Annotated in this window: 8 protein-coding genes; 1 reads left to right on the top strand and 7 read right to left on the bottom strand. The window is 73.5% G+C overall.

Annotated elements, in window-relative coordinates; genetic code table 11:
- Window positions 1–8: 8 nt before the first annotated feature.
- Window positions 9–341 carry a hypothetical protein gene (locus ABT245_RS06485; protein ID WP_351729369.1) on the bottom strand — a complete coding sequence of 111 codons (333 nt, stop codon included), beginning with the start codon at window positions 339–341 and terminating at the stop codon, window positions 9–11.
- A gap of 164 nt (window positions 342–505) precedes the next feature.
- On the bottom strand, window positions 506–2,701 hold the full coding sequence (locus ABT245_RS06480) for an ATP-dependent DNA helicase UvrD2 (RefSeq protein ID WP_351729367.1): 2,196 nt from the start codon (window positions 2,699–2,701) through the stop codon (window positions 506–508).
- A gap of 300 nt (window positions 2,702–3,001) precedes the next feature.
- Between ABT245_RS06480 and ABT245_RS06475 the strand changes: the two genes are divergently transcribed.
- On the top strand, window positions 3,002–3,244 hold the full coding sequence (locus ABT245_RS06475) for a mycoredoxin (protein WP_351729364.1): 243 nt from the start codon (window positions 3,002–3,004) through the stop codon (window positions 3,242–3,244).
- A gap of 78 nt (window positions 3,245–3,322) precedes the next feature.
- Here ABT245_RS06475 and nudC read toward each other — a convergent pair whose 3' ends face one another.
- From nudC to ABT245_RS06450, 5 genes are all read right to left on the bottom strand, one after another.
- Window positions 3,323–4,267: an NAD(+) diphosphatase gene (gene nudC, locus ABT245_RS06470; RefSeq protein ID WP_351729361.1), complete on the bottom strand. Its 945-nt coding sequence runs from the start codon at window positions 4,265–4,267 to the stop codon at window positions 3,323–3,325.
- A gap of 171 nt (window positions 4,268–4,438) precedes the next feature.
- Complete coding sequence (locus ABT245_RS06465) at window positions 4,439–5,842, bottom strand: dipeptidase (protein ID WP_351729359.1); 1,404 nt, start codon at window positions 5,840–5,842, stop codon at window positions 4,439–4,441.
- A gap of 10 nt (window positions 5,843–5,852) precedes the next feature.
- The gene (locus tag ABT245_RS06460) at window positions 5,853–9,374 is read right to left on the bottom strand and encodes an ATP-dependent helicase (RefSeq protein WP_351729356.1); all 3,522 of its coding nucleotides are present in this window, start codon (window positions 9,372–9,374) and stop codon (window positions 5,853–5,855) included.
- A 146-nt stretch (window positions 9,375–9,520) separates the two neighbouring features.
- Window positions 9,521–12,964 carry an ATP-dependent helicase gene (locus tag ABT245_RS06455; RefSeq protein WP_351729354.1) on the bottom strand — a complete coding sequence of 1,148 codons (3,444 nt, stop codon included), beginning with the start codon at window positions 12,962–12,964 and terminating at the stop codon, window positions 9,521–9,523.
- 254 nt (window positions 12,965–13,218) lie between these two features.
- Window positions 13,219–13,608: an MGMT family protein gene (locus tag ABT245_RS06450; protein ID WP_351729351.1), complete on the bottom strand. Its 390-nt coding sequence runs from the start codon at window positions 13,606–13,608 to the stop codon at window positions 13,219–13,221.
- Between the last annotated feature and the right edge of the window lie 115 nt (window positions 13,609–13,723).

Below are 13,723 nucleotides of genomic sequence, written 5' to 3'. Positions count from 1 at the left end.
ATCGGCGATCAGGCTGGATCACTCCAGGGTTTTGGCCCACGGAAGGCCCACATCAGGTGGTGCTGCGTCGTCTGCTTCCGGAATCCGGCACCGGCTGCCGCAAAGGCATAGGCCTGCGCCTGTGCCACTACTGCTTCCAGTGCCTCGGTCGGTCGCTCATCGCGCTCACGCACGGGAAGACCCGCGAGAGACACGGAGGACGCCGGACGCACGGCACGAATACCGAACAGACCGGTGCCCGTGTTCGAGGCGCCGAGCATGCACAGGGAGACGGTCGCGCGATCGCGCAGTTTGGCCGTGTTCATGGAACCGGCGCTGGTGCTGATGTTGATGCTGATCACTGGACTCGCCTCCTCTCGGCGTCTCGGGGACCGGGGTGAGCCGGTCCCATCGGATATGCAAGTAGAACACGGAATCAGTGCCTCCGAGAAGGCCGCCGTTTCCGTGTCTAGAACCTATGGGGATCGCCGGGGCATGCGCAAACTATTTTTCCGACGAGTTCGCATCAGTCGCCCTCGCCGTCTCCCGCGCCGCTCCCGCCTGCGCAGATGGCCAGTACGGCGGCCCCGTAGAGCTTGAGCTTGCGGGCGGGGACACCAGGGATCCGGGACAGCCCGGGATAGTCCTCGGGCACGGACTCGGCGATCGCCATCAGAGTCTTGTCGGTGAACACACAGAAGTTCGGCTGTCCCGAACGCAGCGCCTGCTCCGCCCGCCACTCACGCAGCCGCTCGTAGATTCCCTCGTCCATGTCGGAGGGGCAGTCGTCACAGCGCATCAGCTTCATCTCACCTGCGTCGGTGAGCGTACGGCCGCAGACCCGGCACCGGGCCGGGGTGCGCTGGGTACGCCGGGGCGCGGCCGTGCCGGCCGCCGGCCGGCCCCGTTCGATGCCGCCCGCGGCACCGCCGGCCGAACGCCCGACCGTGGCCGTGGAACCGGGGCGCAGACCGTCGAGGAAGCGGCTCGGACGACGGCTCGGACGACCGCCCGGGGACCGGGCGAGGGACCAGGAGACATACAGCCGCTCCCGGGCCCGGGTCACACCGACGTACAGGAGCCTGCGTTCCTCCTCGATCTGTTCGTCGGTCTTCGCGTAGGTGATCGGCACCATGCCCTCGGCGACGCCGACCAGGAAGACGACGTCCCACTCCAGGCCCTTGGCCGAATGCAGCGAGGCGAGGGTGACGCCCTGGACGGTGGGGGCGTGCTGGGCGTTGGCCCGTTCGTCGAGTTCCGCCACGAAGTCGCCCAGCGTGGCTCCGGCTCTGGCGGCGGCGAAGTCCTGCGCCAGACCGACCAGCGCCGCCAGTGACTCCCAGCGCTCCCGGACGGACCCCGAGCTGGCCGGGGGCTCGGTGGTCCAGCCCTCGCCCGACAGGACCGCGCGCACCTGGGAGGGCAGATCCACGGCGTCGTCCAGCAGCGCGTCGTTGCCGCCGAAGCGGGCCGCGCCGCGCAGGGCGATGCCCGCCTTGCGCACCTCGGGACGGTCGAAGAACCGCTCGGCGCCGCGCAGTTGGTAGGGCACCCCGGCGTCGGCGAGGGCCTGCTCGTAGGTCTCGGACTGGGAGTTGGTGCGGAACAGGATCGCGATCTCGGCGGCCGGGACACCGGCGTCGATGAGTTCGCGGATGCGGCGGGCGGCGCCCTCGGCCTCGGCGGGCTCGTCCACGTACTCGGTGTAGCCGGGCTCGGGGCCCGCGGCGCGCTGGGAGACCAGCTCCAGGCGGTGGTCGGCGGCCCGCCCGCGGGCCTGGGCGAGCAGCCCGTTGGCGAGGTGGACCACCTGGGGGGTGGAGCGGTAGTCGCGGACCAGTTTGACGACGGTGGCGCCGGGGTGGCGGATGCGGAAGTCGAGCAGGTGATCGGGGGTCGCGCCGGTGAAGGAGTAGATCGTCTGGCTGGCGTCGCCGACGACGCACAGGCTGTCGCGGTCGCCGAGCCACAACTCCAGCAGCCGCTGTTGGAGGGGGCTGACGTCCTGGTACTCGTCGACGACGAAGTGCTGGTACTGGGCGCGGACCTGCTCGGCGATGTCGTGCCGGTCCTGGAGGATCGCGACCGTCAGCAGCAGGACGTCCTCGAAGTCGATGACCGAGCGGCTGCGCTTGAGGTCCTCGTACACGGAGTAGAGCTGGGCGACCTCGGCCGGGTCGCGGGGGGTCTCGCGGCCGGCCTTCACGACGGCGAGCGGATAGTCGGCGGGGACGGTCTGGGTGACCTTGGACCACTCGATCTCGGCGGTGGCGTCGCGCAGCTCACCGCGGTCGAGGCGGATGCGGCAGGCGGCGGCCGCGTCCGCGACGAGCTGGATCTTGCCATCGACGAGCCGGGGCATGGCGCCGCCGACCGCTTTCGGCCAGAAGTACTGGAGCTGGCGCAGCGCGGCGGAGTGGAAGGTGCGGGCCTGGACGCCTTGCGCGCCGAGCTGGCGCAGCCGGCCGCGCATCTCGCCGGCGGCGCGGTTGGTGAAGGTGACGGCGAGCACGCTGGACGGCTGGAGGATGCCCGCACGCACGCCGTAGGCGATGCGATGGGTGATCGCCCGCGTCTTGCCCGTGCCGGCCCCGGCCAGCACGCACACCGGGCCGTGCAGGGCGGTGGCCACCTCGCGCTGCTCGGGGTCGAGCCCTTCGAGCACCGCGTCGGCCGTGTCCGGTACCTGCGGGAAGAGGGTGGAGTGCGTTGCTGCTGTCACACGGCCATGCTGCCAGGTCGCCCGGGACGGCTGTGGCGGTTGTCCACAGGCAGCCCCTTGCAGTCGTACTTATACGTCAGGACCTGCGGTGCGTCGGGCTGCGGTACGGCAGGCGTGCGGTGCGTCAGGGCTCACGCAGGTGCCTCGCCCGGGCGGCGGGCCGAGCCCGCCGCCGTATACCTCCGGCCTCCCCCCCGGCGGGAATGGCGGGCCGGATACCCCCGGTGGGAATGGCGGGCCGGTGACGTACGTTCCCCCACACGACGACCTTCCCCGAGTTGCCAGAGGAGCGCGAGCGAGATGCAGGGCACTGTGACGATGTACAGCACGACGTGGTGCGGATACTGCCGTCGGCTGAAGAGCCAGATGGACCGGGAAGGCATCGCGTACACCGAGATCAACATCGAGCAGGACCCCGAGTCGGCGGCGTTCGTGGAGAAGGCGAACAACGGCAACCAGACGGTGCCGACCGTGCTCTTCGCCGACGGTTCGACGCTGACGAACCCGTCGCTGGCGCAGGTGAGGCAGAAGATCGGCGTCTGAGCGGTCCGCTCGCGCGAAGGGTGGCGGTCCCGGCCGGGACCGCCACCCTTTGGCCGTTCCCGGCCCCGTCCCCGGTCCTCAGACGAAGCTGCGGGTCGGCAGCGGCTTGCCGTACCAGAGTTCGATGAGGCGGGCGGCGATGGAGATGCCGTACGGCGGCTGCACCTCGCCTGACTCGAAGGCGGCCCGCAGCTCTTCCCGGGAGAACCAGCGGGCCTCGTGGATCTCGTCGCCGTCGACCTCGATGTCGGTCGTGGTGGCGTGGGCCATGAAGCCCAGCATGAGGCTGGACGGGAACGGCCAGGGCTGGCTGGCGACGTACTCGACCCGGCCGATGGTGACGCCGGCCTCCTCGAAGACCTCGCGGCGCACCGACTGCTCGATGGACTCGCCGGGTTCGACGAAGCCGGCGAGCGTCGAGAAGCGGCCCTCGGGCCAGTGCACCTGGCGGCCGAGCAGAATGCGGTCCTCGTCGTCGGTGACCGCCATGATCACGGCGGGGTCGGTGCGCGGGTAGTGCTCGGCGCCGCAGGCCGGGCAGCGGCGGATGTGGCCGGCGGCAGCGATGACCGTGCGCTCCCCGCAGCGGGAGCAGAAGCGATGGGTGCGCTGCCAGTTCTCCAGGCCGACCGCGTGCACCATCAGACCGGCGTCACGCGGTGACAGGAGCAGACCCGCCTCCCGCAGCCCGGCCGGGCGGGCGGACTGGTCGATGCGGCCGGGCAGGGAGTCCTTCTGGAGGGCGAAGTAGCTGACGCCGTCCTCGTCGGTGCCGAGGAAGTAGCGGTGCGCCTCGGTGAGGGGGGCCTCGAAGGACGGGGTCATGACGAGTTCGGTACGGCCGTCCGCCGTCTCGTCGATGAGGACCTGGCCGCCGGAGACCACGAAGCAACGGGTCGTGGGGTGGCTCCACGCCGCCGCGAGCCAGGCCTCGTCGAGCCGGTGGTGGGCGGCGCGGTCGATGCCACTGGGTGCGGTGAGCGAGATGGGTCGGTCGGCGGTCTGGTCGGTCCAGGTGGTCACGGGTGCTTCCAACTCCCCCGGTGAAACGGTCGGGTTCGGCGGCGGTCAGCGGGATGTGGGGTGGGAGGGAACCGGGTCGGGCGGGTGCGGGGTGGGCAGGGCGGTCCTTCCAGTGTGCCGCGCGGGCGGTGCCGCCCTGCGCGGCTCCGGATCAGGGCACATGGCACCGGATCAGGGCGCATGGCGCCAGTTCTGCGCGAGGTCGTCCCACAGGTGGGCGCTGGTCTCGACGCCCTTGAGCAGCAGGTCGATCTCGACCTTCTCGTTCGGGGCGTGCCAGCCGTCGGAGGGGACGGAGATGCCCAGGAACAGAACCGGGGCACCGAGGACCTCCTGGAGATCGGCGGCCGGTCCTGAGCCGCCCTCGCGGGTGAAGCGGACGGGTTTGCCGAAGGCGCGGCCCATGGCGCGTACGACGGACTGCAGGGCGGGGTGGTCCAGCGGGGTCAGGCACGGGCGTGTGGCGGCGCCGAAGTCGATCTCGCAGCGGATCCCGGCGGGCACCTGGTCGGCGGCCCAGGCGCGGACGGCCTTCTCGATGTGGTCGGGGTCCTGGCCCGCGACCATCCGGAAGGAGAGCTTCACCATCGCCGAGGCCGGGATGATCGTCTTGCTGCCGGGGCCCTGGTAGCCGCCGCCGATCCCGTTGACCTCGGCGGTGGGGCGGGCCCAGATGCGTTCCAGGGTGGTGTGTCCGGCCTCGCCATGGGCGGCGTACGACTTGGCGGTGCGCAGCCACTGCTCCTCGTCGAAGGGCAACTCGGCGAAGAGTTCGCGCTCGCGGTCGGTGAGGTGGACGATGCCGTCGTAGAAGCCGGGGATCGCCACGCGCGCGTGCTCGTCGTGCAGGGCGGCGACGAGGCGGGCGGCGGCGGTGGCCGGGTTGGGCACGGCGCCGCCGAAGGAGCCGGAGTGGATGTCCTGGTCGGGGCCGTACAGCCGGATCTCGCACTCGGCGAGGCCGCGCATGCCGGTGCAGACGGTGGGGGTGCCCGCGGACCACATGCCAGTGTCGGAGACGATCACGGCGTCGGCGGCGAGCCGTCCGGCGTGCTCCTCGACCAGGGCCCGGAAGTGCGGGGAGCCGGATTCCTCCTCACCCTCGATGAGCAGCTTGAGGTGGACGGCCGGGGCGGTGCGGCCGGTGGCGGCGAGGTGGGCGCGGACGCCGAGTGTGTGGAAGAACACCTGGCCCTTGTCGTCGGCGGCCCCGCGCGCGTACAGCCTGCCGTCTCGTACGACGGGTGCGAAGGGATCGCTGTCCCAGCCGTCCTCGCGGGCGGCGGGCTGGACGTCGTGGTGGCCGTAGACGAGGACCGTGGGTGCCCCGGGGTCGTCGGCGGGCCACTCGGCGAAGACGGCCGGGGCGCCGGGGGTCTCCCAGACCTCGGTGGTCGGGAAGCCGGTCTCCGTGAGTGCGGCGGCGAGCCAGTCGGCGCTGCGTCGTACGTCGGGCGCGTGGTCGGGCTGGGCCGACACGGAGGGGATGCGCAGCCATGCGGCGAGGTCGTCGAGGAAGGCGGCGCGGTGCTGCTCGATGTACGCGCGGACGGCGCTGTCCGGGGTCTGGCTCATGCCATCGAGCCTATCGGCCCACGCCGGCTTCCTGATCGGGCGGTTCGTCACACCGGGCCTCCCCGGTGAGCAGTCTTTCGAGCGCCGGCCGGTCCGGCAGGCCGTCCGGTCGTTCGACCTCGCCGCTGCGTACGTAGAGGAAGGCGGCGGTGACGGATTCGGGCGGTACGCCCTGCTGCTCGGCCCAGGCGATCCGGTACACCGCGAGCTGGAGCGGGTCGGCGCTGTGCCCGCGGCCGGTCTTCCAGTCGACGATCTCGTACGTGGCCGTGGCGCCGTCGCCGTGCTTGTAGACGGCGTCGATCCGGCCGCGTACGAGGCGTCCGGCGAGGGAGAGCTGGACGGGGACCTCGACGCGGTAGGGCGTGCGGTGTGCGTACTCGGTGCGTTCGAAGGCCTCTTTGAGGGCTTCGAGGTCGCGTTCGTCGGCGATCTCGGCGTCGGTGCCGGGCAGTTCCTCCGGTTCCAGCATCGGCAGCGTCAACGCTTCGTAGCGGGCCTCTACCCAGGCGTGGAACCGGGTGCCTCGACGCGCGGCCGGTTGCGGGGGGCGCGGCATGGGGCGTGCGAGTTCCTGTGCGAGCCCGTCGGGGTCGGCGGCGAGGCGCAGCAGCTGGGTTGCGGTCAGCGTGGCCGGCAGGTGGACGTCCGTCACGGTCTCCCGTGCGCGCAGCAGCTCTCCGGTGAGCGCGTCGAGGTCGCGGTCCCAGGAGGCGACGGTGCGGGCTTCCTCGGGGGTGAGCGGGACGGGGCCGGGCTGCGCGGGGTGGGGGCGTGCGGGCGTCGGCGGGGCGGGGGCGCCCGCCTGGTGCGGGAGCGTCGGCCGGCCGGTGGCCCACGAGTCCCAGTCGGCCGGGTCCTGCGTGAACGGTGGCTCGTCCTCGTACGGAGCGAACTGCGGCTCGTCCTCGTCGGGGGTGTAGGGGGGCTCGGCGTCGACGGGTGCGTCGCCGTCGGGCGGCGGGGGCCAGTCCGGGTCGTCGTAAGTGTCCGGGTCATGGACGGCCGCTGGACGGGTGTCCCCGTGGGCGGTGAGGCCGTCCAGGTGGGCGAGGACCGTCTCGGCGGCGGCTCGGCGGCGGGCCAGGGCGTCGGCGTCCAGGGGCACCGGCCAGGCCCGGTCGGCGGTCGCCTCGTGCAGGGCCGGGTTCTCCTCGCCCTCCTCGGGTTCGTCGGCCCACGCCTCGATCTCGCCGTGTCCGGCGGCGCAGTGGTCGTGCAGCGCCCGCAGGAAGTCGGAGGGGCCGCGGGGCTTCTTCTGGGCGGGGCCCCACCAGTGGCCGGAGCCGAGGAGCAGGGAGCGGGGGCGGGTGAAGGTGACGTAGCCGAGGCGTAGCTCCTCGGTGTGCTGGTGGTCCTTCATGGCCTCGTGGAAGGCCTTCATGCCGCGCGCGTCCCAGGCGGCGATGTCGGGCAGGGTGTCGGCGTCGCCGCGCAGCGCGTGCGGCAGCACCTTGGCCTGCGAGGTCCACTTCTCCCGGCCCTGGGCGCTGGGGAAGGTTCCGGTGACCAGGCCGGGGACGGCGACGACGTCCCATTCCAGGCCCTTGGACTTGTGGGCGGTGAGCACCTTGACGGTGTTCTCGCCTCCGGGGAGGGCGTTGTCGAGGCCCTTCTCGTACTGGGCCGCGGTGCGCAGGAAGCCCAGGAAGGCGAGCAGGGTGGCCTCGCTCTCGTTGGCGGCGAAGGAGGCGGCGACGTCCAGGAAGTTCGACAGGGTCTCGCGGCGGCGGGCCGCCAGGGCGTGCGGGGAGGCGGACAGTTCCACTTCGAGGCCGGTGACGGCGAGGACGCGGTGCAGGACGTCCATCAGCGGGTCGGACAGGGAGCGCCGCAGTTCCCGCAGTTCGGTGGCGAGGCGGGCGAAGCGCACGCGCGCGTCCGTGGAGAAGGGCAGCCCGTCGTCGGCGCTGTCCGCGTCCATGGGGGACTCCAGGAACGTGTCCAGGGCGTCCGCGAGCGATATCACCTCGGACGGGTCGACCCCCTCGACGGCCTCGGCGAGCCTGCGGTCGGGGTCGTCGTCGGCGCCCACGCGCGCGTGGGACACGAGGAGGCGGGCGCGCCGCCCCAGCAGGGCGAGGTCGCGGGCGCCGATACGCCAGCGGGGGCCGGTCAGCAGGCGGACCAGGGAGGCGTTGGCGCCGGGGTCCTGGAGGACTTCGCAGACGGCGACGAGGTCGGCGACCTCCGGCAGGTGCAGCAGCCCGGACAGGCCGACCACCTCGACGGGGATGTCGCGGGCGACGAGCGCGCCCTGGATCTCCGCGAAGTCGGTCGCCGTACGGCACAGGACGGCGATCTCGCCGGGTGCCGTCCCGGTGTGCACGAGGTGGGCGACGGAGTCGGCGATCCACCCGATCTCCTCGGCGTGGGTGCGCAGCAGGGCGCAGCGGACCGTGCCGTCGCGCTCGGCTCCGGGGGCCGGGCGCAGGGCCTGCACGCCCGCGTGCAGCGCGCGCAGGGGTTCGGCGAGGCCGTTGGCGAGGTCGAGGAGACGGCCGCCGCTGCGGCGGTTCTCGCTGAGCGCCTGGCGGGTGGCGGGGCGGCCGTCGGCGTGTGCGAAGTGCTCGGGGAAGTCGTCCAGGTTCGCGACGGAGGCGCCGCGCCAGCCGTAGATCGCCTGGCAGGGGTCGCCGACGGCGGTGACGGGGTGGCCGGTGCCGCCGCCGAACAGACCGGCCAGCAGGACGCGCTGGGCGACCGAGGTGTCCTGGTACTCGTCGAGGAGCACCACGCGGAACTCCTCGCGCAGGACGCGGCCGACGTCGGGGATCTCGGCGAGGGCGGCGGACAGGGCGATCTGGTCGCCGAAGTCGAGCAGGTCGCGGTCGCGTTTCGCGGCCCGGTAGCGCAGCACCAGCTCGGCCAGTTCGCGGCGTGCCGCGGCCGTCTCGGGGACCTTGCGCAGGTCGGCGTTGGTGAGTTTGGCGCCCTCCAGGGTGTGCAGCAGGCCGGCGTCCCAGGTGCGCAGGTCCTCGGGGCGTACGAGGTGTTCGGCGAGTTCGGCGTCGAGCGCGAGCAGGTCGCTGACCAGGTCGGCGAAGGAGCGGGTGAGCGCCGGGTAAAGGCCGGGGGCCTCGCGCAGCACGCGCGCGGCGAGCTGGTAGCGGGTGGCGTCGGCGAGCAGCCGGGATGTCGGTTCCAGCCCGATGCGCAGGCCGTGGTCGGTCAGCAGGCGCCCCGCGAAGGCGTGGTACGTGGAGATGACCGGCTCCCCCGGCGGGTTGTCCGGGTCGATGGTGTCGGGGTCGGTGACGCCGGCCCTGACGAGCGCCTTACGGACGCGCTCGGCGAGTTCCCCGGCGGCCTTGTTGGTGAAGGTCAGGCCGAGGACCTGCTCGGGGGCGACCTGGCCGGTGCCCACGAGCCAGACCACCCGGGCCGCCATGACCGTGGTCTTGCCCGACCCGGCCCCGGCCACGATCACCTGCGGGGCGGGCGGCGCGGTGATGCAGGCCGTCTGCTCCGGGGTGAACGGGATGCCGAGCAACTCCTTGAGCTGATCGGGATCGGTGATACGGGCGGGCATGTCGCAGAGGCTATCGGCGGGCACTGACATTGATATCGCGGGGAGACGCGGACCGGCACCCGCACCGGCGCCGCGGGCCGGCCCGGCTGGTGGGGCCAGTCACAGCGGTGGTCGTCGGGGGACGGCGCGGCGGCAGGCGGCGCGGGTCACTCGACCACGTGCCGTCCTTCGGGCCGTGCGCTGCACGACGCCCGGAACGCGCAGTGGGCGCAGTGCTGTCCCGTGGTCGGCGTGAACCGCTCGTCGAGCACCTTGCCCGCGGCGGTGGCGAGCAGTTCGCCGATCCACTCGCCCTGCGGGGGGTCCTGGGCCTGCACCTTGGGCAGGCTGTCGCCGCCGTCCCGCTTGGGCGCGCCCTGCCGCAGATGGACGAGTTCGGCGCCACCGGGTTCGGGGCGCGTCCCGTCGAAGGCGTCGTCCACGGCGCCCTCGCGGACGGCCAGCTGATAGACGGCCAGCTGGGGGTGGCGGGCCACCTCGGCGGCGCTGGGCGCCTGTTTGCCCGTCTTGAAGTCGACCACGTACGCGCGTCCCTCGCCGTCCGTCTCCACACGGTCCATCTGGCCGCGGATGCGCACTTCGTAGTCGCCCGCTTCGAGGCTGACGTCGAAGTCGTGCTCGCTGGTCACCGGCTTGCGCCCCGCGCGGGCGCCGTTGGAGTCGACGTGCCACGTCAGAAAGCGTTCGAGTGCCACGCGCGCGTTCTCCTTCTCCTGCGCCGACTTCCAGGGCGCGTCGAAGGCGAGCGCGTTCCACACCGACTCCAGGCGCTCCATCAGCACGTCGAGATCGGCGGGGGTGCGTCCGGAGGCGACCTCGTCGGCGAGGACGTGTACGACGTTGCCGAAGCCCTGGGCGACGGTGGCCGGCGCGTCGGCCTTCACCTCACGGCCGAGGAACCACTGGAGGGCGCAGGTGTTGGCGAGCTGGTCCAGGGCGCTGCCGGACAGCACGACGGGCTGGTCGCGGTCGCGCAGCGGCACCCTGCTCGCGGTCGGCTCGTACATGCCCCACCAGCGGTCCGGGTGCGCCGAGGGGACGAGGGGGCGGCCTTCCTCGTCGCCGAGCGCGGCGAGCCGGGCCAGGCGGCGGGCGGCGGCCTCCCGCAGCGCGGCGGAGGCGCGCGGATCGACCGTGGTGGCGCGCAGCTCGGCGACCAGCGCGGCCACCGACAGGGGACGGCGCGGGCGCCCGGTGACGTCCTGCGGGGCGACGCCCAGCTCGGTGAGGAATCGGGAGGGCTGGTCGCCGTCGTCCGCGGGCGCCTTCACCGCGGTCACGACGAGACGTTCACGCGCGCGTGTGGCGGCCACGTAGAACAGGCGGCGCTCCTCGGCGAGCAGCGCCCCGGGGGTGAGGGGTTCGGCGAGCCCGTCGCGGCCGATGCGGTCGGCCTCCAGGAGGGAGCCGCGGCGGCGCAGGTCCGGCCACAGGCCCTCCTGGACGCCGGCCACGACGACCAGATGCCACTCCAGGCCCTTGGCGCGGTGGGCGGTCATCAGCCGGACGGCGTCGGGGCGCACGGCGCGACCGGCGAGCGTGTCCGCGGCGATGTCCTCGGCTTCGATCTCCTCCAGGAAGTTGAGGGCGCCGCGGCCCCCGGTGCGCTCCTCCGCCCGCGCGGCGGTCGCGAACAGGGCGCACACGGCGTCGAGGTCGCGGTCGGCGTTGCGGCCGGCCGCTCCGCCGCGCCGGGCGGCCCGTGCCAGGCGGCCGGGCCAGGGCGTGCTCTCCCACAGGTCCCACAGCGCCTCCTCGGCGGTGCCGCCGCTCGCGAGGCGCTGTCGGGCCTTCCTCAGCAGCGCGCCGAGGCGCTGGGCTCCACGGGCGTACGCCGGGTCGTGCGCGACCAGCCGTTCGGGCTCGGCGAGCGCCCGCGCGAGCAGCACGTCCGAGGGCGGCGGCAGCGGGTTGCCCGCCGCCCTCTCCTCCTCGCGCAGGGCCCGGCCGAGCCGGCGCAGATCGGCGGCGTCCATGCCGGCGAGCGGTGAGACGAGCAGGGTCAGCGCGGTCTCGGTGTCGAGCCAGGAGGTGTCCTCCCCGGCGGGCTCGACGGCGTCCCCGGAGCGCCGCTCCGCAACGGCCCGCTCCCCGGAGGTCCCCACGTGGGGCTCCTCCTCGGGCACCCCCTCGTCCAGGACCTCGCCGTCACGGCGCTCCGCTTCCTGCCGTGCACCTTCTTCGGCCGGCCGCGCCGCCTCTGCCGTGGCCACCGCCCGGAGCGCCGTCAGCAGCGGCGCGACCGCCGGCTCATGGCGCAGCGGCAGGTCGTCGCCGTCGATGTCGAGGGGCACGCCGGCCGAGGTGAGGGCCCGGCGGACGGTGGGGAGGGTGCGGGATCCGGCACGCACCAGGACCGCCATCTCGTTCCAGGGCACGCCGTCCTCCAGGTGTGCCCTGCGCAGGATGTCGGCGATGTTGTCCAGCTCGGTGCCGGCCGTGGGGTATGTGCAGACCTCGACGCGGCCGGTGTCGCGTACGGGGGCGAGTTCGCGGTGGGCGCGCACCTTGTCGGCCGGGAGGCGGGTCAGGGGCATGCGCTGGGTCAGCAGCCGGGTGGCGGTCAGCAGGGCGGCCCCAAAGCGGCGTGAGGTCCGCAGCACCTCGACGGGGGCCGGGCGGCCGTCCCCGCGCGGGAAGGCCGCCGGGAAGTCCAGGATGCCGTTGACGTCGGCGCCCCGGAACGCGTAGATCGACTGGTCGGGGTCGCCGAAGGCGAGCAGGGTGCGGCCTCCGCCGGCGAGCGTCTGCAGCAGGCGCACCTGGGCCGGGTCGGTGTCCTGGTACTCGTCGACGTACACGGCGTCGTACCGGGCCGCGAGGCGGGCGGCGGCCTCGGGCCGGTCGGCCAGCAGCACCGCGCGGTGGACGAGTTCCGCGTAGTCGAGAACGCCCTGCAGGTCGAGCACGTCGAGGTATTCGGCGAGGAAGGCCGCGGCGGCCCGCCAGTCGGGGCGGCCGATGCGCCGCGCGAAGGCGTCCAGGGTGGCCGGGCCGAGGCCCAGCTCCCGGCTGCGGGCGAGGACGGCACGGACCTCGTCGGCGAAGCCCCGGGTGGTCAGGCAGGCGCGCAGTTCGTCCGGCCAGCGCACATGGGCGAGGCCGAGCCGCTCCAGGTCCGGCTGGCCCGCCAGCAGCTCACGGACGGTCACGTCCTGCTCGGGGCCGGACAGCAGCCGCAGCGGCTGCACGAACAGATCGGTGTCCTGGTGGGCGCGGACCAGGGCGTAGGCGTAGGAGTGGAAGGTGGTCGCGCGGGGTGCGCGGGCCGCGCCCACCCGCCGGGCCATGCGGTCGCGCAGTTCGAGCGCGGCCCTGCGGCTGAAGGTCAGCACCAGGATCCGCTCGGGGTCCGCGCCGCGGGCGATCCGCGCGGCCACGGACTCCACCAGCGTGCTGGTCTTGCCGGTGCCGGGACCCGCGAGGACCAGCAGGGGTCCGGACCGGTGGTCAACCACGGCGCGCTGGGCGGCGTCCAGACGAAGGGGATCCGGCTCGGCCGGCGGGGTGCGGACCAGTCGGTAGGCGCCACGGCTCCCCTGGCGCACCTCTTGGTGCGGCAGCTGTCTGGTGGTGAAGGAGGAGCTCACGTGGTTCGCCGGTCCTGGTGCTCGTACTCGTCGGGCTGCCCCGCGTGCAGGATGGTGGCCGCGGGGTGAGAGGGACACGCGCCGCCGACGCTACGCCGACGCGAGGTACGGAAGCAGGGCTTCCGCTTCTTCTCACGTGCCTCCCTCGGCGCATGAGCCCCATAACCCACGAACGTACGTCATGTCACGGAAGTCCCCGGTGTCCCCCGAACGGGCCATGGGTTCCCCCAACGGGCCCTCGATGGCGGAAGCTGTCAGGTGTGACCCTGTGCGCTCTCGCCGCCGTCCCATCGGGCCCGTCTCATGTCGAGCCGCGGCAGGTGGCCCTCGGCGGCCCTGCCCGTCTCCTTCAGCGGTGTGCCCTCCGCGCGGTAGTGGCCGAGCGCGCGCAGTTCGTGGCCCGGGAGCAGCACCCCGTCGGCCCGCACGACGCGCCACCACGGCACGGCTCCCCCGTAGAGGGCCATCACCCGGCCGACCTGGCGCGGGCCGCCCTCCGCCAGCCACTCGGCGACGTCCCCATACGTCATGACCCGTCCGGGCGGGATCCGTTCGGCGACGTCGAGGACCCGCTCGGCATACTCCGGCAGCGCGTCCGCGTGCCCTTGCGCACCCGCCTCCTCCGGAAGGCTCTCCTCGCTCATTCGCCCCATCCTGCCCCACCCCACCGACAACGCGGCGCGAGCGGCGTGATGCCCGCCCCTCGCCCTGCGGCGGCGTTTCCGGCACACTGTGCGCCCCCGCATGTGCACCCTGATG

Source organism: Streptomyces sp. NPDC001508, from assembly GCF_040298665.1.
GTDB lineage: Bacteria > Actinomycetota > Actinomycetes > Streptomycetales > Streptomycetaceae > Streptomyces.
This window is presented reverse-complemented; position numbering and strand designations above follow the sequence as displayed.

Excerpts from the sequence above, each read along its gene's own strand:
- ABT245_RS06475 (WP_351729364.1), top strand. The coding sequence starts at position 3,002 with ATGCAGGGCACTGTGACGATGTACAGCACGACGTGGTGCGGATACTGC.
- ABT245_RS06465 (WP_351729359.1), bottom strand. The coding sequence starts at position 5,842 with ATGAGCCAGACCCCGGACAGCGCCGTCCGCGCGTACATCGAGCAGCAC.
- ABT245_RS06460 (WP_351729356.1), bottom strand. The coding sequence starts at position 9,374 with ATGCCCGCCCGTATCACCGATCCCGATCAGCTCAAGGAGTTGCTCGGC.
- ABT245_RS06450 (WP_351729351.1), bottom strand. The coding sequence starts at position 13,608 with ATGAGCGAGGAGAGCCTTCCGGAGGAGGCGGGTGCGCAAGGGCACGCG.